Origin of the sequence: Roseateles asaccharophilus (genome assembly GCF_004362405.1) — a bacterium.
GTDB lineage: Bacteria > Pseudomonadota > Gammaproteobacteria > Burkholderiales > Burkholderiaceae_C > Kinneretia > Kinneretia asaccharophila.
This window is the reverse complement of sequence record NZ_SNXE01000005.1, coordinates 128,235-146,593: the sequence shown is the minus strand read 5'-3', so window position 1 is coordinate 146,593 and position 18,359 is coordinate 128,235. Positions and strand designations below refer to the sequence as shown.

Below are 18,359 nucleotides of genomic sequence, written 5' to 3'. Positions count from 1 at the left end.
CGGGTTTTGCCATCGAGCTGAAAAACAAAACATGCAAACCGCGCAAGGCGATATCGCCGTGATCGGGCTGGCCGTGATGGGCCAGAACCTGATCCTGAACATGAACGACCACGGCTTCACCGTGGTGGCCTACAACCGCACCACCGCCAAGGTGGACGAGTTCCTGGCCCACGAGGCCAAGGGCACGAAGATCATCGGCGCCCGGTCCGTGCAAGAGATGGTGAGCCTGCTCAAGCGGCCGCGCCGCGTGATGCTGATGGTCAAGGCTGGCGCCGCGGTGGACGAGTTCATCGAGCAGCTGCTGCCGCATCTGGAGCCGGGCGATATCGTGATCGACGGCGGCAACTCGCTGTTTGACGACACCGCGCGCCGCGTGAAATACCTGGAGTCCAAGGGCCTGCACTACATCGGCACCGGCGTTTCCGGTGGCGAGGAAGGCGCGCGCTTCGGCCCCAGCATCATGCCCGGCGGCTCGGCCGCGGCCTGGCCGCATGTGAAGCCCATCTTCCAGGCCATCGCGGCCAAGGTGGACGATGGCTCGCCCTGCTGCGACTGGGTGGGCGAAGGCGGTGCCGGCCACTACGTGAAGATGGTGCACAACGGCATCGAGTACGGCGATATGCAGCTGATCTGCGAGGCCTACCAGCTGATGAGCGAGGGGCTGGGTATGACGCCCGACGAGATGAGCGCCGTCTTCGCCGAGTGGAACCAGGACGAGCTGGACTCCTATCTGGTGGAAATCACCCGCGACATCCTGGCCAAGAAGGACGAGCAGGACGGCGCGCCCCTGGTGGACAAGATCCTGGACACGGCCGGCCAGAAGGGCACGGGCAAGTGGACCGTGATCTCCTCGGCAGATCTGGGCATTCCCATCACCCTGATGGCCGAGGCCGTGTACAGCCGCTGTGTCTCGGCCATGAAGAGCCTGCGCGTGGAGGCGGCCAAGGTCTTTGGCGGCGCCTCGCGCCGCATCGAGAACGCCGAGCGCGCCGCCTTCGTGGCCGATATCCGCCGCGCCCTCTACGCCTCCAAGATCATCAGCTATGCCCAGGGCTATATGCTGATGGCCGCGGCCGCCGAGCAGAACGGCTGGAAGCTGAACTACGGCGGCATCGCCCTGATGTGGCGCGGTGGCTGCATCATCCGCAGCGCCTTCCTGGGCAATATCAAGGACGCCTTCGACCAGAACCCGCAGCTGCAGAACCTACTGCTGGCACCTTTCTTCGAGCGGGCCATCAAGCAGAGCGAGGCCAGCTGGCGCCGCGTGGTGGCCACCGCCGTGCAGCAGGGCATCCCGGTGCCGGCCTTCAGCAGCGCCCTGGCCTTCTTCGACGGCTTCCGCAGCGCCCGCCTGCCGGCCAATCTGCTGCAGGCCCAGCGCGACTACTTCGGCGCCCACACCTATGAGCGCGTGGACCGCCCGCGCGGCGAGTTCTTCCACACCAACTGGACCGGCAGCGGCGGCCGCACGGCCTCGAGCACGTATTCGGTGTAACCCCCCTACGCGCTACGCGCGCCCCCTCAAGGGGGCTGCTCCGACCGCGCGGCACAGCCGGATCGGCGGAGCCCGCTCGGTCAACTCAGCGTGACGCGGGCAAACTTGCGCTTGCCCACCTGCAGCACGAACTGGCCGGGCTGGACCTTGAGGCCCTTGTCGCTGACCACGCCACCGTCGATCTTCACGCCGCCCTGCTCCACCATGCGCAGGCCCTCGCTGTTGGAGGCCACCAGGCCCGCAGCCTTGAGCAGAGCGCCGATGCCCATCTCGCCACCGCCCAGGCTGAGCTCGGGAATGTCATCCGGGATGCCGCCCGCGGCACGCTTGTTGAAGTCGGCCTCGGCAGCCTCGGCCGCGGCGACCGAGTGGAAGCGGGCGGTGATCTCCTTGGCCAGCAGCACCTTGGCGTCCTTGGGGTTACGGCCACCATCCACCTCGGCCTTGAGCTGGGCGATCTCGGTGCTGGAGCGGAAGCTCAGCAGCTCGTACCACTTCCACATCTGCACATCGCTGATCGAGAGGATCTTGGCGAACATGGTGTTGGCCGGCTCGGTGATGCCCACATAGTTGTTCTTGGACTTGGACATCTTCTCGACGCCGTCCAGACCCTCCAGCAGGGGCATGGTCAGGATGCACTGGGGCTCCTGGCCGTACTCGGCCTGCAGATGGCGGCCCATCAGCAGATTGAACTTCTGGTCGGTGCCGCCCAGCTCCAGATCGCTCTTCAGCGCCACCGAGTCATAGCCCTGCATCAGGGGGTAGAGGAACTCGTGCACCGAGATGGGCGTGCCGGCGGCATAGCGCTTGGTGAAGTCGTCGCGCTCCATCATGCGGGCCACGGTGTACTTGGCGGCCAGCTGGATCATGCCGCGCGCGCCCAGGGGGTCGCTCCACTCGCTGTTGTAGCGGATCTCGGTGCGCGCCGGGTCCAGCACCAGGCTGGCCTGCTGGTAGTAGGTCTCGGCGTTCACCTTGATCTGCTCGGCCGTCAGCGGCGGGCGGGTGGCATTGCGGCCCGAGGGGTCGCCGATCATGGAGGTGAAGTCGCCCACCAGGAAGATGACCTGGTGGCCCAGCTCCTGGAGCTGGCGCATCTTGTTGAGCACCACGGTGTGGCCCAGGTGCAGGTCGGGGGCCGTGGGGTCCAGGCCCAACTTGATGCGCAGGGGCTGGCCGGTGGCTTCGGCGCGGGCCAGCTTGTTCAGCCATTCGGCCTCGGGCAGCAGCTCATCCACGCCGCGCTGGGTGATGGCCAGGGCCTCGCGCACCTTGTCGGTGACCGGATATCGCGGCGCCTCGGCCGGTGCGGGAGACGGTACGGCTGTGAAGGTTCGCGATTCGGACATGATGGCTGAAACTTGGGCGCAGGCTGGATCTAAAGCCTTGATTTATCGGGTTTTCTTGGCGTTGACGCGAGGATGGCCTCGGTATACTCGCCGCTGTTTTTGCGCGCTCGCACCCGAACCGGGTCTTGGCCGCAATGCTGAATTCTAGTGGAGGGCCCCGGCCCTCTCTGGCCGTAAGCGGTGACTGGCAGAACGCCAAAACAACAAGATCCCAGGTTTTTGAGCGTGATTGACTGGAAAAACGAACTCAAGCAGGCCCTGGCGCGGTCCGAAGCCTTCGCGGCTCGCCATCCGCGCGCCCTCACCGCCTCGGTGGTGAGCCTGTTGGGCGGCTTTGCCGTCACCGCCTTCGGTATTGCGCCGCTGGCCCCCAATGCCGAAGATCTGCCGCAGCGTGTGATCACGGAACAGGTCCAGGTTCTGGATCTGGAAGACCAGCTCAGCGCCCTGGCCGCCCACGACCTGACCCTGGTGCGCAACGACGTGACGCGCGCCAGCGATACCGCCGACTCCCTGCTGCGCCGCATGGGCGCCTTCGACCCGGCCGCCGCCGCCTTTCTGCGCAATGACCCGCTGGGCCAGCGCGTGCTCAAGGGCCGCGTGGGCAAGATGGTGCAGCTCAGCGCCGAGCCCGATGGCACGGTGCACAGCATGGTGGTGCGCTTCCCGGCCGAGCTGGCCGAGCAGCAGGCCACGCATTTCAGCCGCCTGAGCATCGAACGCAAGGGCCAGGGCTTCAGCGCCAAGCTGGAAACCGCCCCGCTGCAGCCGCAGGTGCGCCTGGGCAGCGGCACGGTGCGCAGCTCGCTCTTCGTCGCGACTGATGAGGCCGGCATCCCCGACGCCGTGGCCTCGCAGATGGCCGATATGTTCTCGGGCGATATCGACTTCCACCGCGAGCTGCGCAAGGGCGACCGCTTCTCGGTGGTGTTCGAAAGCCTGACCGCCGATGGCGAGCCCATCAACTGGGGCCAGGCCAGCGGCCGCGTGATCGCCGCCGAGTTCGTGAACAACGGCAAGAGCCATTCGGCGGTCTGGTTCAAGGATCCCAGCAGCGGCAAGGGCAATTTCTACGGCTTCGACGGCCAAAGCAAGCGCCGCGCTTTCCTGGCCAGCCCCATGGAGTTCTCGCGGGTGACCTCGGGCTTTGCCATGCGCTTCCACCCCGTGCTGCAGAAGTGGCGCGCCCATCTGGGCATAGACTACGGCGCCCCCACAGGCACCCCGGTTCGCTCCGTGGGCGACGGCGTGGTGGAATTCGCCGGCTGGCAGAACGGTTTTGGCAATGTCATCTTCGTGCGTCACAGCGGCGACCGCCAGACGGTCTACGCCCACCTGAGCCGCATGGATGTGAAGAAGGGGCAGCGGATCGAACAAGGTCAGCGCATCGGCGCCGTGGGCGCCACCGGCTGGGCGACCGGCCCGCATCTGCACTTCGAATTCCGCGTCAAAGGCCAGCACCAGGATCCGCGCGTGATAGCCCGCGCCTCCGAGGCCATCACCCTGCCCGCCAGCGCCAAGACGCAGTTCCAGGCCACCGTGGCCAGCGTCAAGAACCAGCTCTCGGCCGCCGAGTCCATGGGCGTGGGCGTCAGCGGCGCCGACTGAGCCCCCCCCCCGGCATACCCACCGCCCATCGCGCGTGAGCGAGCTCTTCATCGGCCTGATGTCCGGCACCTCGCTGGACGGAGCGGACGCGGTGCTGGCACGCTTCCCCGGCCCGCAGGGCAAGGCTCTGGAGGTGCTGGGGCATGAACACCAGCCCTTCGAGCCCGCGCTGCGCGCCGAGCTGCTGGCCCTGAACAGCCCCGGCGAGAATGAGGTCCACCGCTGCGCCCTGGCCGGCAACGGCCTGGCCCGCAGCTATGCCGATCTCGTGCAGCGCCTGCTGCAGCAACACCGGCTCGCGCCCGGCGCCGTGCGCGCCCTCGGCGCCCATGGCCAGACCATACGCCACCGCCCCGGTGAGTTCGATGGCTGCGGCTACACCCTGCAGCTGCTCAACGGGGCCCTGCTGGCCGAGCTCACGGGCATCGACACCGTCTGCGATCTGCGCGCCCGTGACGTAGCCGCCGGTGGCCAGGGCGCCCCCCTGGTGCCCGCCTTCCATCGCGCCCTGTTCGGGCGAGCGGATGCCCAGGTGCTGGTGCTCAATATCGGCGGGATCAGCAATATCAGCGTGCTGGAGCGCGAGGGCCAGAGCCTGGGCTACGACTGCGGACCCGGCAACTGCCTGATGGATTTCTGGGTGCAGCGCCACCGCGGTCAGGCCTATGACGCCGATGGCGCCTGGGCCGCCAGCGGCCAGGTCCTGCCCGATCTGCTGCAGCGCCTGCTGGACGAGCCCTTCTTCGCCCGCCCGGCGCCACGCAGCACCGGGCGCGATCTCTTCAATCCGGACTGGTTGGCCGCCCGCCTGGACGCAGCCGTCCAGGCCCGCCCCGAGCATGTGCAGGCCACGCTGCTGGAGCTCACGGCACAAAGCATTGCCGACTGCCTGAGGCCGGACGCGGAGGCCGGGGCCGAGCTACTGGTTTGTGGCGGCGGCGCACTCAATGGCCGGCTGATGCAGCGCCTGCAGGCCCTGCTGCCCCAGCAAGACGTGCTCAGCAGCGCCGCACGCGGCCTGCCGCCCATGCAGGTGGAGGCTGCCGCCTTCGCCTGGCTGGCCCAGCGCTTTGTGCATCGCCTGCCCGGCAATCTGCCGGCCGTGACGGGCGCCGCCGGCCCGCGCGTGCTGGGCGCCCTGCACCCGGCGTAATCGGGGCTGCGCCCAGCATGACAAAGGCCGCCCTTGGGCGGCCTTTTCACTGGGCAGCGGGGCCCTTGATGGCACTCAGACCGAGAAGCTCGAGCCGCAGCCACAGGTGGTGGTGGCGTTCGGGTTCTTGATCACGAACTGCGCGCCCTGCAGGTCTTCCTTGTAGTCGATCTCGGCACCGGTGAGGTATTGCAGGCTCATGGCGTCGATCAGCAGGGTCACGCCATTCTTGCTCATCTGGGTGTCGTCCTCGTTCACCGCCTCATCGAAGGTGAAGCCGTACTGGAAGCCGGAGCAGCCGCCGCCCTGCACGAAGACGCGCAGCTTCAGGTCCGGATTACCTTCCTCGGCCACCAGATCGCGCACCTTCTCGGCGGCGCTGTCGGTGAAGATCAGCGGCACCGGCATATCGCCAGCGCCAGCGGTGGAGGTCTCGAGAACTGCGCTCATAGCATTTCCTGTGGGATGGTTCTTGCCGCGATTGTCCACGCAAACGGACATATCTGCAGCCTGGGGATATTTGGGGGCGGGCCCAAATGAAACAAGGCCGCTGCATTGCGGCAGCGGCCTTGTCGAGCAAGCGACCCACCGCGAGGGCAGGTCGACAGGCCGGAGATCAGCGCTTGCTGAACTGCTTGCGGCGACGAGCGCCGTGCAGACCGACCTTCTTACGCTCGACTTCACGCGCGTCACGCGTGACGAAGCCGGCGCGGCTCAGTTCGGGCTTCAGGGCTGCGTCGTAGTCGATCAGCGCGCGGGTGATGCCCAGACGGACAGCACCGGCTTGGCCGGACTCGCCACCACCGTGGACATTGACCTTGATGTCGAAGGCTTCGCCATTGTTGGTCAGCACCAGGGCCTGACGCGCCACCATGATCGAGGTCTGACGGCCGAAGTACTGCTCGATCGTGCGACCATTGATGATGATTTGGCCCGTGCCCTTCTTGATGAAGACGCGAGCGACCGACGACTTGCGGCGGCCGGTACCGTAGTTCCAGTTTCCGATCATTGCCGCTCCTTAGATGGCCAGAGGCTTGGGCTGCTGAGCGGCGTGCGGGTGCGTATCACCGGCGTACACCTTCAGCTTCTTGATCATCGCGTAGCCCAGCGGACCCTTGGGCAGCATGCCCTTGACAGCCTTCTCCAGGGCGCGGCCCGGGTGCTTGGCTTGCATGTCCTTGAACTTGGTGGCGTAGATGCCACCGGGGAAGCCGGTGTGGCGGTAGTACACCTTGTCGGTGGCCTTGGTACCGGTCACACGGATCTTGTCGGCGTTGACGATGACAATGAAATCACCGGTATCGACGTGAGGCGTGTAGATGGCCTTGTGCTTGCCGCGCAAACGGAGTGCCACTTCGCTGGCAACACGTCCGAGCACCTTGTCGGTGGCGTCAATCACAAACCACTCGTGCGTCACTTCGGCCGGCTTGGCGCTGAAGGTCTTCATGAGGATCTTTCAAAGAGCCGGCAACTTGGGACAAAGCATCCTTGAGAAGCCGGCGGTCGGCTGGTCGTACTGTTTTTGGTCCCGCTCTCATCGGTGCCGCTTATTAGCAATCGCTCATGCGCTCATGGATATTCGCGCTCACGACCACCGGCGGCCTCTCAGGTCCAGCAAGACTTCTCCCGCAACCAAATCCGGGAAAGCCCGCGAGTGTACCGCACACCGGCCGAACTGGCAAAGCCCCGGTATCGACACCCCGAAAATGCCGGGACTCGGCTACCATAGGGGTAACTACGTAGGCACACCATGAGCGAACCAGACACCACCGCCCCGTCGCCCTCCACCTGGGCGCCGCTGCAGCGTCTGTCGTCCTGGGTGCCGATTCGCTCCCTGGCGCGGCGCCATCGCCGTCGCATCCGCGATCACCTGCTGAGTCTGTCGGAGCGCGATCGCTATCTGCGCTTTGGCTACCCGGCCTCGGACGAGCAGATCACCCGCTACGTGGCCGGCCTGGACTTTGCCCGCGACGAGGTGCTCGGCATCTTCAACCGCCGCCTGCAGCTGGTCGCCATGGCGCACCTGGCCTACGAGCCCCTGCCCCAACGGCAGGGCAAGCCGGCCATGGCCGAATTCGGCGTCTCCGTGCTGGAGAAGGGTCGTGGGCGCGGTTTCGGGGCTCGGCTGTTCGAGCGAGCCGCCTTGCACGCACGCAACCGCGGGATTGAAACCTTGTTCATTCACGCGCTCAGCGAGAACGCGCCCATGCTCAAGATCGCCCGCAAGGCGGGCGCCACGGTGGAGCGCGACGGCGCCGAGTCCGAGGCCTGGCTGCGCCTGCCGCCGGATACCGTGGCCTCCCATGTCGGCGAGGCTATCGAGCGTCATATGGCCGAGCTGGACTTCCAGTTCAAGCGCCATATCCGCGTGCTGGGCGACATCATCGACGGCGTGGCCGAGGTGAAGTCCCAGTACGAGGATGCCGGCAAGGCGGCCAAGCAGTAAGCCGCTCGGCCGGGTGGGGTCGCGGGCCTTCCGTTGCCCCCCAAAAAAACGGCCGCCAAGCCCGCGCCGCATCAGGACTTTTGTCACCCCGCGTCTGGGGGACGACCCGGACGCCGCTGTCACAATATTCAGTTACATTCTGCCGCTTGGGTGCCGTTGGCGGCGCCACCAACCAACGAGATCACGAGGGATGCAAACCACTGTTCCGTGGATCATCGCGCTGGTGTTCGGCCTGGGTTTTGTTGTCATGGTCGTGCTCTGGCTGCTTCGCCGCCCCAGCAAGGCGAGCCAGCCCCTGCCCACTGATTGGTCTCTGAGTCCGCGCCCGGTCTTCAGCACCGAAGAACGGCGTGTCTATCGGCTGCTGCGCGAAGCACTCCCCCACCACGTCATCCTCTCCAAGCTGCCGCTCGTGCGTTTTTGCCAGCCCACGGAAGCGCGTCAGGTCGGTTATTGGTTCGATCTGCTGGGTGGCACCCATGTGAGCTTCGCCATCTGCAGCCCCAATGGCCGGGTGCTGGCGGCGATTGATCTGGACAGCGACCGCCAGAGCTCCAGTCGCAGCCTGCAGATCAAGCAATCGGTGCTCGGCGCTTGCCGGGTGCGCTATCTGCGCTGCCCCATCGACAACCTGCCCAGCGCGGCGGAACTGCAGTTGCTGGTGCCGTTTACCGGCGCCGCCAACCGCGGGCCTCAGCCGGCACCGCTGCCCACGCGGCATGTCGGCACGATGAGCCCCCCACCGCGCCGCGCCACAACCGGCCGACGCGACAACCTCTGGCAGGACTCGGCGGTCTTCCACGATTCCTTCTTCAGCCCCGACAGTCGCTACGACAGCCTGGCGGGTGGCCGCCCGGGCTTTCGCAACAGCCGCCCCTTCGGCGAGCCCCTGAGCGCCGATTCGCAATACCCCGACGAAGCGCCCAATGACATCGTGGGCGTGGTGGTGGACTCACCGCGCTACGGGCACCGCTAGACTGGGGCCCTGCCCCGCCACTCTTTGCAAACGGCGCCGCGGGCGCCGTTTTTCATCTCTTGACCCTGCCCAGCCTCAGCGACACTAGCTTCCGCGACCTCACGCCCGAGTTCATGCTCGATGCGCTGGAGAGCGTGGGCCTTTACGGCGACGGCCGCCTGTTGCAGCTCAACTCCTACGAGAACCGGGTGCTGCAAGTTCATCTGGACGATGGGCGGATTGCCGTGGCCAAGTTCTACCGCCCCGGCCGCTGGAGCGATGCCCAGATCCTGGAAGAGCATGAGTTCGCCCGCGAGCTGCAGGCCGCCGAAATCCCGGTAGCCGCGCCCTGGGCCCTGGGCGAGCCCGCCAGCAGCCTGGTCCACTACCGCGGCCAGCGCTTTGCCGTCACGCCGCGCCAGGGCGGCCGCGCGCCCGAGCTGGAAGACCCCGAGGTGCTCACCTGGATAGGCCGCTACCTGGGCCGCATCCACGCCGTGGGGCGCAGCCGGCCCTTTGCCCACCGCCAGACCTGGGCCAGCGCCCTGCCGGGTCAGCAGGCCCTGGACTGGCTGCTGGCCCACGAGAGCGTGCCGCTGGAGATACGCCCCGGCTGGGAAGACGCCGTGCGCCGCTGCCTGGACGCCATCCAGCGCGCCTTTGACGAGATCCCGGAGCTGGGCCTGCTGCGCCTGCACGGCGACTGCCATCCCGGCAACATCCTCTGGACACCGGACCGCGGCCCCCACTTCGTGGACCTGGACGACGCCGTCACCGGCCCCGCGGTGCAGGACCTGTGGATGCTGCTCTCGGGCGATGCCGAGAGCATGCGCCGCCAGCTGGCCTGCGTGCTGGAAGGCTACGAGAGCATGGCCGAGTTCGACCACCGCGAGCTGCGCCTGATCGAACCCCTGCGCACCCTGCGCATGATCCACCACAGCGCCTGGCTGGCCCGCCGCTGGGGCGACCCCGCCTTCCCCGCCGCCTTCCCCTGGTTCGGCAGCAGCAATTACTGGAGTGACCAGGTGGTCAAGCTGCGCGAGCAGCTGGAAGCCATGCAGCCCCAGCCCCTGGCCGGCGGCCTGCCCATGCAGGGCGGCGCCGACGAGGAAGAGTACAGGTTCTGGGATGCCGAATAAGGCCTGTTAACACGGCAGCCCTGGGCGGAGCAGGCCTCAGCGCGAGGCTAGGCGCTCGCGTTCACGCCGTGCCAGACCATACTCGATGAACTCCATAACCCCGGTAGCTAGGCTGCGGTCCAGCCAGCGACGCGCCTGCTCAGTGTCGCGCTCAAGCACCGCCTTCTGGGCCGCGAAGAAGTAGAGCTCGCACTCGCGCCCCGCCTGCTCGACCTTGTCGGCCGCGACTTGGGCTTGCACTTCCTTCAAACTCAGCTCGCCGCGCAGCATGCGCAACAGGGGCATGGGCCACGCGGGCTTGTCGCTGCTGCCGACCAAATCGGCCGTGGCCGCCCGGCCGTCCTGCCCCTGGGCTTGCTGGGCCAGGAAAAGCCAGAGTCCGCGGTAGCCGCGCTCGGTCTCGCTGCCAGTGCCGCCGCGCAGCAGCTCGCGCAGGTCTTCGCTGGCGCCGGCATAGTCACCGGCCATGTAGCGGGCTTGGGCCCGGGTATAGCGGGGCGCAGGCTCATTCGGAGCCAGCCGCAATGCCTGCTCGGCAGCGCGCTGGGCCTCGGCGTCTTGTCCGCGGATCAGGGCGTTAACGGCAAAGCTGGCCTGCGCTTCGCTCAGAGCAGGGTCCAGCTGAATGGCGCTCTCAAAGGCCTGGCGTGCGGCCTGGTGCTGGCCCAGATAGTCCAGGCTCTGGCCGTGCTCCATCTGCACCCGCGCCTGCAGCTTGGGCGGCAGGCGCTTGCCGGCCAGGATCAGTTCCTGGGCCAACAGATCGTAGTGCGCATTGGCCTGCACCTGAGTCGCAACCTTGAGCCGGCCGCTGCGCAGGCGCTCGCTCAGAACCTTGCTGGCGCTGCGGAAGTCCTCCAGCCGCTCGGGCGCCATCACCGGCAGGGTCAGCTGGGTGGCCAGGCGCGGCCAGAGCTTCTGCAGCGCGTCGCGGTAGCGGGTCCATTGCGCGGCTTCGATGCGGTCGGCCTTGAGCTGCAGCTCGGCATTGAACTCGCCGAAACGCGGGCCGCCCTTGCTGCGCAGGCGCAGCTCGTAGAACTCATTGCTCTCGGCAAAGGGCGACTCGCTCTCGCGCGCATAGGCCTGCTCGGAAAACTCGAAGCGCACCAGATGGCGGTAGCTGCCGGGCAGGCTCACGTTCAGGGCCTGCTCCCGCGGCGTCATATCGGGCAGACGCAGCGGACCCATCACGCCAGAGACGGCCACATCGGTGGCCATCACGCCCTTGCTGAGCAGACGCCAGGTGTCACCATGGGCGCGCAGGCGCTGGGTGATGCGCAGGGCATTGCGCCCCGGCACATCCTCCACCTGTACGGCCCCCTGGCGCTGGTAGGCAGGATAGGCCCGGGCCAGATCGCCCATCAGCAAGGCCTCGAAAGCTTCCTGAGGCTGGGAGGCCCGCGCCATGCGCAGGTTCTCGGCCACCTCGCCGTAGTACACGGCTTCGGAAACCAGCTCGCCAGGTTCGGCCAGCCGTGCAAAGCTGAAGACATCGCGCACTTCGGCGCGCAGCTGATCGCGCGCCAGAGGCGTGGCCAGGGGCGCACTCTCGCCGGAACGCGCCAGCAGGGCCGGGCTCAGGCCGGACACCGCGCGCTCGATGGCCGGTCCGGTTTGCAAGGAACGGGTGGCGTCCAGCCAGAGCCAACCCTCGCCCCGCTTGACGGCCACGATGGCATGGTCGAAGTTCAAGGGGCTGGGCAGGCGCTTGTCCATGCCGCGGCGCAGAGTGGTGGAGACCAGGGCAGGTTGGGCCTCGATCTCCAGCTGAGCCAGGAGATTGACCAGCAGGGCCGCCTTGTCCTTGCAGTCGCCGAAGCGCTGGCGCATGACTTGTGTCGCGCCGGCCGGGCGATGTGAGGAGGCGCCAATCTCCGTGCCGAAGTAGCGGATCTCCTTCTGCACAAAGTCCAGGGCCAGCTCCAGGCGGCGCTCGGGATCGCTGCTGGCTGCGCGGATCTCCGCGGCCTTGGCCGCCAGTGGTTCGCGCTCGCGCAGGGCCGGCGCAAACTGGCGTTCGGCCCAGGCGGCTACCTCGCTCCAGCTCTCGAACTCGCTCCACTCAAGCAGATCGGCGTAGTTGTCCTCGGCCGGCACCAGGGGGTCGTAGCGGAACTGCGGCACGGCGCGGCGGCGCAGCACGGTCTCGCGCAGGCCGTCGCTGCGGGTCGGCTCACTCAGCTCCACACCCGGCACGGCCACCCGGTGCTGGATCTTGCGCTCGGCCGGCGCCAGCAGGCGGCGCTGCACCAGGCCCACCGGGCCGCGGCTGGCACTGAGCCACTGGGTATCGACGAAGCGGCCCTCGAAGACCGGGTTATCGCCCACCAAAGAAGCGGACCACTCCACGCGGTCGCCCACGCGCAGGTCTTCCAGCACGATGGAGGCGGTGACGCGCCCATCGACGATCTGGCGCTCCAGCTGGGTCTCGCGCTGCAGCAGCTTGACTGCCTTGCGGTCCAGCCGATCCAGGCGCTTGCCCTCGCGCCATATCACCAGCTCATGGATCTGCAGGCGCTCATAGCTGGGGTCGAAGATGAATTCGATCTGGGATCCGGCCTCCAGGCCGGCACTGCTATTGATCTGGCGCAGCGCATGCTGGTAGCGCACCGTGCCGCCGGGCGCGCCCACGCGGGTCTGGTCGTCCATCAGCAGCACCTGCACCGGCGCCGAGGGCAGGCCGGGCAGACCCTCCAGGCTCACGGCCTGCACCCAGGCTGGACGCGGCGTGATGCTGAAGCCGGCCGCCGCCGGGCTGCCGCTGACGGGTTGGGCCGCCGCAGACTTGGCCGAGGCCGGCTTGCTGGCGGTGGCCTGCTGCGCCAGGGCCGGCGGCATCCAGCATCCCAGGCCCAGGATTAAGCTCAGGGTGCCGGCGCGCAGCCGGTCCGGAACATTGGAGCGATTCGTATCGCGATCTTGGCGTTTTGTCTTCATCACAGGCCCTCCCCAGGACGCCGCCGATGATAGTGCGGCTCATCGCCGGCGCCCGGGTGGGGCAGGGAAAATGCCGAGCGCGCGCTCAGGCCAACAGCATGGCGTTGACGCGCTTCACATAGGCGGCCGGGTCTTCCAGGCTGCCGCCCTCGGCCAGCACGGCCTGGTCGAAGATCACCTGGGCCAGGTCCTCGAAGCGCTCGCCGGCACTCTCGAGCTTCTTGACCAGGGCATGCTCGGCATTGATCTCCAGCGTAGGTAGCGAGGTTGGCGCGGCCTGGCCAGCCTGCTTGAGCAGGCGGGTCAGATGGCCGCTCATATCGCCCTCTTCCACCACGATGCAGGCCGGCGAGTCCACCAGGCGGGTGGAGACGCGCACGTCCTTGGCACGGGCCTTGAGCGTGTCCTTGAGCTTGTCCAGCAGGGGCTTGAGGTCCTCGGCCGCGGCCTCGGCCTTCTTCTTTTCTTCCTCGTCCTGCAGCTTGCCCAGGTCCACGGCGCCCTTGGCCACGGACTGCAGGGGCTTGCCCTCGAACTCGTAGAGGTGGGAAAGCATCCACTCGTCCACACGGTCCACCAGCAGCAGCACCTCGATGCCCTTCTTGCGGAAGATCTCCAGCTGCGGGCTGTTCTTGGCGGCCTGCAGGCTGTCGGCGGTGATGTAGTAGATGGCCTCCTGGCCTTCCTTCATGCGCTTGAGGTAGTCGGCCAGGGACACGCCCTCGTCGGCCTCGGTGGAGGCGAAGCGCAGCAGCTTGGCCAGGCGCTCCTGGTTCTGGTGATCCTCGCCCACGCCCTCCTTGAGCACCTGGCCGAAGTCCTTCCAGAACTCGGCGTACTTGGCGCGTTCGGCGGCGTCCTCGCTATCGGCCAGGGACTCCAGCATGGAGAGCACGCGCTTGGTCGACCCCTCGCGGATGGCCTTCACATCGCGGCTTTCCTGCAGCAGCTCGCGCGAGACATTCAGCGGCAGGTCGGCCGAGTCGATCACGCCCTTCACGAAGCGCAGATAGACCGGCATCAGAGCCTCGGCATCGTCCATGATGAAGACGCGCTTCACATAGAGCTTGACGCCGCCGCGCTTGTCGCGGTTCCACAGGTCAAACGGTGCCTTCTTGGGGATGTAGAGCAGCTGGGTGTATTCGCTGCGACCTTCCACGCGGTTGTGGGTGTAGGCCAGCGGGGCCTCGGTGTCGTAGGAGATCTGCTTGTAGAACTCCTCGTACTGCTCTTGCGTCACCTCGCTCTTGCTGCGGGCCCACAGGGCGGAGGCCTTGTTGACGCTTTCCCACTCGTCCTTGAGCACCTGCTTGGCGGCCTCGGCATCCCACTCCTCCTTCTTCATCAGGATGGGTAGGGAGATGTGGTCGCTGTACTTGCCGATGATGGACTTGAGGCGCCAGGTCTTGAGGAACTCATCCTCGCCCTCGCGCAGATGCAGGATCACATCGGTGCCGCGGCCGGGCTTCACGATGGTCTCGACCTCGAAATCGCCCGTGCCCTCGGAGCTCCAGCGCACGCCCTGCTCGGCCGGCAAGCCGGCGCGGCGCGACTCGACCGTGATGCGGTCGGCCACGATGAAGCCCGAGTAGAAGCCCACGCCGAACTGGCCGATGAGGTTGGCGTCCTTCTTCTGGTCGCCCTCCAGCTTGGCCATGAACTCGCGCGTGCCGCTCTTGGCGATGGTGCCCAGATGGGCCACGGCCTCCTCGGCGCTCATGCCGATGCCGTTGTCGCTGATGGTCACGGTGCGGGCGGCCTCGTCGAAGCTGACCCGCACTTCCAGATTGGGCTGCTCCTCGTAGAGGGCGGCGTTGTCCAGGGCCTCGAAGCGCAGCTTGTCGCAGGCATCCGAGGCATTGGAGACCAGCTCGCGCAGGAAGATCTCCTTGTTGGAGTACAGCGAATGGGTGACCAGGTGCAGGATCTGCTTGACCTCGGCCTGGAAGGAATGGGTGTGCTTGGCCATGACTGGTTTCTTGTGGATGTGAGGATGTACAAACGGCAACAGCGCCGCGCGCCCCGCAGCTGGGGGCACTTCGGCGCAGTTCAAGAGGGCGCGAGAACCGCGCCGCCGTGTCAGTAGGAGAGGCTGAGCTTGGCCACGTCCACGCGCACCAGGGCCTTGGACAACGCGCCGCGCACCGCGCGGGCAAAGTCCAGGGCAAAAGCGGGATCACCAAAAGCGGCGGGGCCGACGGCAGACGCCACGGCCAGCACCTTGTCGGCCAGCAGGACCTTGCCCGAGCCACGCATGGGTTCGCATTCGTTCTTGACGAACTGCTCGTCCAACCAGCGCCGGGCGGCCTCGAAGTCCAGGACCTCGCTGCCGTCCACCACCAGATCGAACTCCTGGCCCGGACCGAACACGACCTTGATCTCGCTGCGCATCGTCTGCCTCCTGAAGCGACGTGCCGATTCTCGCTCAGCCGCGCGCCGCGCGAACAGCCTCGCTGAGCACGTCCAGCACCTGCAGGGAGTCGTCCCAGCCCAGGCAGGCGTCGGTGATGCTCTTGCCGTACTCCAGCTGGGCCGGGTTGTCCTTGCCGGGGCTGAACTTCTGGGCGCCATCCTTGAGGTGGCTTTCCACCATCACGCCGAAGATGTGCTTGCCACCGGCCTGGATCTGGGCCGCGATATCGCGGGCCACATCCAGCTGGCGCTCATGCTTCTTGCTGCTGTTGGCGTGGGAGCAGTCCACCATCAGGCGCTGGTCCAGCTTGGAGGCGGCCAGATCGGCACAGGCTGCGGCCACGCTGTCGGCGTCGTAGTTGGGCGCCTTGCCGCCACGCAGGATCACATGGCAGTCCTTGTTGCCCTTGGTCTCGACGATGGCGACCTGGCCGTTCTTGTGCACCGACAGGAAGTGGTGCGGGCGGGCCGCGGCCTGGATGGCATCGGTGGCGATCTTGATATTGCCGTCGGTCCCGTTCTTGAAGCCTATGGGCGCCGAGATGCCCGAGGCCAGTTCGCGGTGCACCTGGCTCTCGGTGGTGCGCGCGCCAATCGCGCCCCAGGAAATCAGGTCGCCGATGTACTGCGGCGAGATCACGTCCAGAAACTCCGAACCGGCCGGCATGCCCAGGCGGTTGATCTCCAGCAGCAGCTGGCGCGCGATGCGCAGGCCCTCGTCGATGCGGTAGCTTTCGTCTAGGTAGGGATCGTTGATCAGGCCCTTCCAGCCCACCGTGGTGCGGGGCTTCTCGAAGTAGACCCGCATCACGATCTCCAGCGTGTCGGCGTGCTTCTCGCGCTCGGCCATCAGGCGGCGGGCGTAGTCCAGGGCCGCGGCCGGATCGTGGATGGAGCAGGGGCCGATGATGACCAGCAGGCGATCGTCCTTGCCCTGCATGATGTCGCGGATCTTCTGGCGCGTGCCCGTGATCAGGCGCTCCATGGGGGTGCCGGAGATGGGGAAGAAGCGGATCAGGTGCTCGGGCGGCGGCAAGGGTGTGATGTCTCGAATGCGTTGGTCGTCGGTTTCGCTGGTCTTGTCCTGCGGCGAATACCAGCGTTCGGCGGTGGTCTTGGCGTTCATGCGGTTGTGAGGTGTGAGGGTGGTGGGCGGGGCGCCGAGGCAAAAAAAAACCGCCGGGAGTTCACCCGGCGGTTTCTTGGAGATTCTTGGCGCTTGTCTTGCGTTTACGCGTTCGCCTCTCCTCCGCCGGTGCGGTGCGAGAACCAAAAGAAAGCAAAATAAAACTTGCTGACGAAACGCATGGGTCTGAATGTAGCACGGGGCCTGTGACCAAGGTCAAGGCCCCGAGAGTCACGGCTTGTTGTTCGCTGGCCTCATGGCGGCGGGGGTCAGGCCGTGCCCCCGACCGTCAGCCCGTCGATGCGCAGCGTGGGCTGGCCCACGCCCACGGGCACGCTCTGGCCTTCCTTGCCGCAGACGCCCACGCCCGTGTCCAGGCGCATATCGTTGCCGATCATGGAAACGCGGGTCAGTGCGTCGGGGCCGTTGCCGATCAGGGTCGCGCCCTTGACCGGGTACTGGATCTTGCCGTCTTCCACCCAGAAGGCTTCGCTGGCGGAGAAGACAAACTTGCCGGATGTGATATCCACCTGACCGCCGCCGAAGTTGCTGGCGTACAGGCCCTTCTTGATGCTGGCGATGATTTCCTGCGGGTCCTTGTCGCCACCCAGCATATAGGTGTTGGTCATGCGCGGCATGGGCAGGTGGGCATAGCTCTCCCGCCGGCCGTTGCCGGTGGGCGCCACGCCCATCAGGCGCGCATTCATCGAGTCCTGGATGTAGCCGCGCAGGATGCCGTCCTCGATCAGCACATTGCGCTGGCTGGGCGCGCCCTCGTCGTCGATATTGAGCGAGCCGCGGCGGTCGGGGATGGTGCCGTCGTCCAGCACCGTGACGCCCTTGGCCGCCACGCGCTGGCCGATGCGGCCCGAGAAGGTGCTGGAGCCCTTGCGGTTGAAGTCGCCCTCCAGGCCATGGCCCACGGCCTCGTGCAGCAGCACACCGGGCCAGCCCGGGCCCAGCACCACGGTCATCTCGCCAGCGGGCGCCGGGCGCGATTCCAGATTGGTCAAGGCCGCCGAGGTGGCCTGCTCCACATAGCTGGCGATCATTTCGTCCGTGAAATAGGCCAGGCCGAAGCGCCCGCCGCCGCCGCCGCTACCCACCTCGCGGCGACCGTTTTGCTCGGCGATCACGGTGATGGACAGGCGCACCAGGGGCCGCACATCGGCGGCCAGGGTGCCATCGGCGCGCGCGATCAGCACCACATCATGCTCGGCGGCCAAGCCGGCCATCACCTGCACGATACGGGGGTCCTTGGCGCGGGCCATCTTCTCGGCGCGCTCCAGCAGGGCCACCTTGGCCGTGCTGTCCAGGCTGGCGATAGGGTCGGCGTCGCCATAGAGCGAGCGGCTGCCCGGTACCACGGGCGTGGCCGGCACCTTGACCTTGCGGCTCTGGCCGGCCGCGGCGATGGCGCGCACGGTACGGGCCGCGTCCAGCAGGGCGGCCTCGGAGATGTCGTCGGAGTAGGCGAAGGCGGTCTTCTCGCCGGCCACGGCGCGCACGCCCACGCCCTGGTCGATGGAGAAGCTGCCGCTCTTGACGATGCCCTCCTCCAGGCTCCAGCCCTCGGCACGGGTGGTCTGGAAATAGAGGTCGGCATCATCGACCCGGTGCTCGGTGATCAGCCTCAGGGCCTTGGCCAGGCTGGCCTCGCTCAGGCCATAGGGTTCCAGCAGCTGGGCTTGGGCCGTCGCGAGACGGGCCAGGGTGGGTTCGCGCGAGATCATGCA

Annotated in this window: 15 protein-coding genes; 6 read left to right on the top strand and 9 right to left on the bottom strand. The window is 67.1% G+C overall.

Translation table 11 applies throughout. The annotated features are described in order from the left end of the window. Positions 1 to 31 precede the first annotated feature (31 nt). Positions 32 to 1,495, top strand: a complete 1,464-nt coding sequence (gene gnd / locus DFR39_RS12530) for a decarboxylating NADP(+)-dependent phosphogluconate dehydrogenase (protein ID WP_133603912.1) — start codon at positions 32 to 34, stop codon at positions 1,493 to 1,495. A gap of 80 nt (positions 1,496 to 1,575) precedes the next feature. On the opposite strand, the gene tyrS is transcribed toward gnd, so the two are convergent. Further along, positions 1,576 to 2,844, bottom strand: a complete 1,269-nt coding sequence (gene tyrS, locus DFR39_RS12525; RefSeq protein ID WP_133603911.1) for a tyrosine--tRNA ligase — start codon at positions 2,842 to 2,844, stop codon at positions 1,576 to 1,578. A 225-nt stretch (positions 2,845 to 3,069) separates the two neighbouring features. Here tyrS and DFR39_RS12520 point away from each other — a divergent pair, with 225 nt between their 5' ends. Together DFR39_RS12520 and DFR39_RS12515 are read left to right on the top strand one after the other, a co-directional pair. Beyond that, a complete protein-coding gene (locus DFR39_RS12520; protein ID WP_246030815.1) occupies positions 3,070 to 4,452 on the top strand; it encodes a M23 family metallopeptidase in 1,383 nt (460 codons plus the stop codon). A 34-nt stretch (positions 4,453 to 4,486) separates the two neighbouring features. Continuing rightward, the gene (locus DFR39_RS12515) at positions 4,487 to 5,605 is read left to right on the top strand and encodes an anhydro-N-acetylmuramic acid kinase (protein ID WP_162849517.1); all 1,119 of its coding nucleotides are present in this window, start codon (positions 4,487 to 4,489) and stop codon (positions 5,603 to 5,605) included. Positions 5,606 to 5,680: 75 nt separating this feature from the next. Here DFR39_RS12515 and erpA read toward each other — a convergent pair whose 3' ends face one another. From erpA to rplM, 3 genes are all read right to left on the bottom strand, one after another. Beyond that, complete coding sequence (erpA, locus tag DFR39_RS12510; RefSeq protein ID WP_133603910.1) at positions 5,681 to 6,055, bottom strand: iron-sulfur cluster insertion protein ErpA; 375 nt, start codon at positions 6,053 to 6,055, stop codon at positions 5,681 to 5,683. A gap of 166 nt (positions 6,056 to 6,221) precedes the next feature. Then, a complete protein-coding gene (rpsI, locus tag DFR39_RS12505; RefSeq protein ID WP_133603909.1) occupies positions 6,222 to 6,614 on the bottom strand; it encodes a 30S ribosomal protein S9 in 393 nt (130 codons plus the stop codon). A 9-nt stretch (positions 6,615 to 6,623) separates the two neighbouring features. Then, entirely contained in the window at positions 6,624 to 7,052 is a 429-nt protein-coding gene (gene rplM / locus DFR39_RS12500; RefSeq protein WP_133603908.1) for a 50S ribosomal protein L13, read from the bottom strand. A 303-nt stretch (positions 7,053 to 7,355) separates the two neighbouring features. On the opposite strand from rplM, the gene DFR39_RS12495 reads away from it, so the two are divergent. The 3 genes from DFR39_RS12495 (at position 7,356) to DFR39_RS12485 (ending at position 10,145) form a co-directional block, all read left to right on the top strand. Beyond that, the gene (locus DFR39_RS12495; protein WP_133603907.1) at positions 7,356 to 8,051 is read left to right on the top strand and encodes a GNAT family N-acetyltransferase; all 696 of its coding nucleotides are present in this window, start codon (positions 7,356 to 7,358) and stop codon (positions 8,049 to 8,051) included. Between the two features lie 190 nt (positions 8,052 to 8,241). Further along, positions 8,242 to 9,027, top strand: a complete 786-nt coding sequence (locus tag DFR39_RS12490; RefSeq protein ID WP_162849516.1) for a DUF2726 domain-containing protein — start codon at positions 8,242 to 8,244, stop codon at positions 9,025 to 9,027. A 59-nt stretch (positions 9,028 to 9,086) separates the two neighbouring features. Beyond that, positions 9,087 to 10,145, top strand: a complete 1,059-nt coding sequence (locus tag DFR39_RS12485; RefSeq protein ID WP_281277243.1) for a serine/threonine protein kinase — start codon at positions 9,087 to 9,089, stop codon at positions 10,143 to 10,145. A gap of 36 nt (positions 10,146 to 10,181) precedes the next feature. Here the strand turns inward: DFR39_RS12485 and DFR39_RS12480 are convergent, their stop codons facing one another. The 5 genes from DFR39_RS12480 to tldD all read right to left on the bottom strand — a co-directional run bounded on the left by DFR39_RS12480 (position 10,182) and on the right by tldD (position 18,356). Next, the gene (locus tag DFR39_RS12480; RefSeq protein WP_133603905.1) at positions 10,182 to 13,085 is read right to left on the bottom strand and encodes a DUF3857 domain-containing protein; all 2,904 of its coding nucleotides are present in this window, start codon (positions 13,083 to 13,085) and stop codon (positions 10,182 to 10,184) included. A gap of 85 nt (positions 13,086 to 13,170) precedes the next feature. Beyond that, positions 13,171 to 15,054: a molecular chaperone HtpG gene (gene htpG, locus DFR39_RS12475; protein WP_133603904.1), complete on the bottom strand. Its 1,884-nt coding sequence runs from the start codon at positions 15,052 to 15,054 to the stop codon at positions 13,171 to 13,173. A 110-nt stretch (positions 15,055 to 15,164) separates the two neighbouring features. Beyond that, a complete protein-coding gene (locus tag DFR39_RS12470; RefSeq protein WP_133603903.1) occupies positions 15,165 to 15,476 on the bottom strand; it encodes a hypothetical protein in 312 nt (103 codons plus the stop codon). Between the two features lie 34 nt (positions 15,477 to 15,510). After that, positions 15,511 to 16,623: a 3-deoxy-7-phosphoheptulonate synthase gene (locus DFR39_RS12465; protein WP_133603902.1), complete on the bottom strand. Its 1,113-nt coding sequence runs from the start codon at positions 16,621 to 16,623 to the stop codon at positions 15,511 to 15,513. A gap of 269 nt (positions 16,624 to 16,892) precedes the next feature. Beyond that, the gene (tldD, locus tag DFR39_RS12460; protein WP_133603901.1) at positions 16,893 to 18,356 is read right to left on the bottom strand and encodes a metalloprotease TldD; all 1,464 of its coding nucleotides are present in this window, start codon (positions 18,354 to 18,356) and stop codon (positions 16,893 to 16,895) included. Between the last annotated feature and the right edge of the window lie 3 nt (positions 18,357 to 18,359).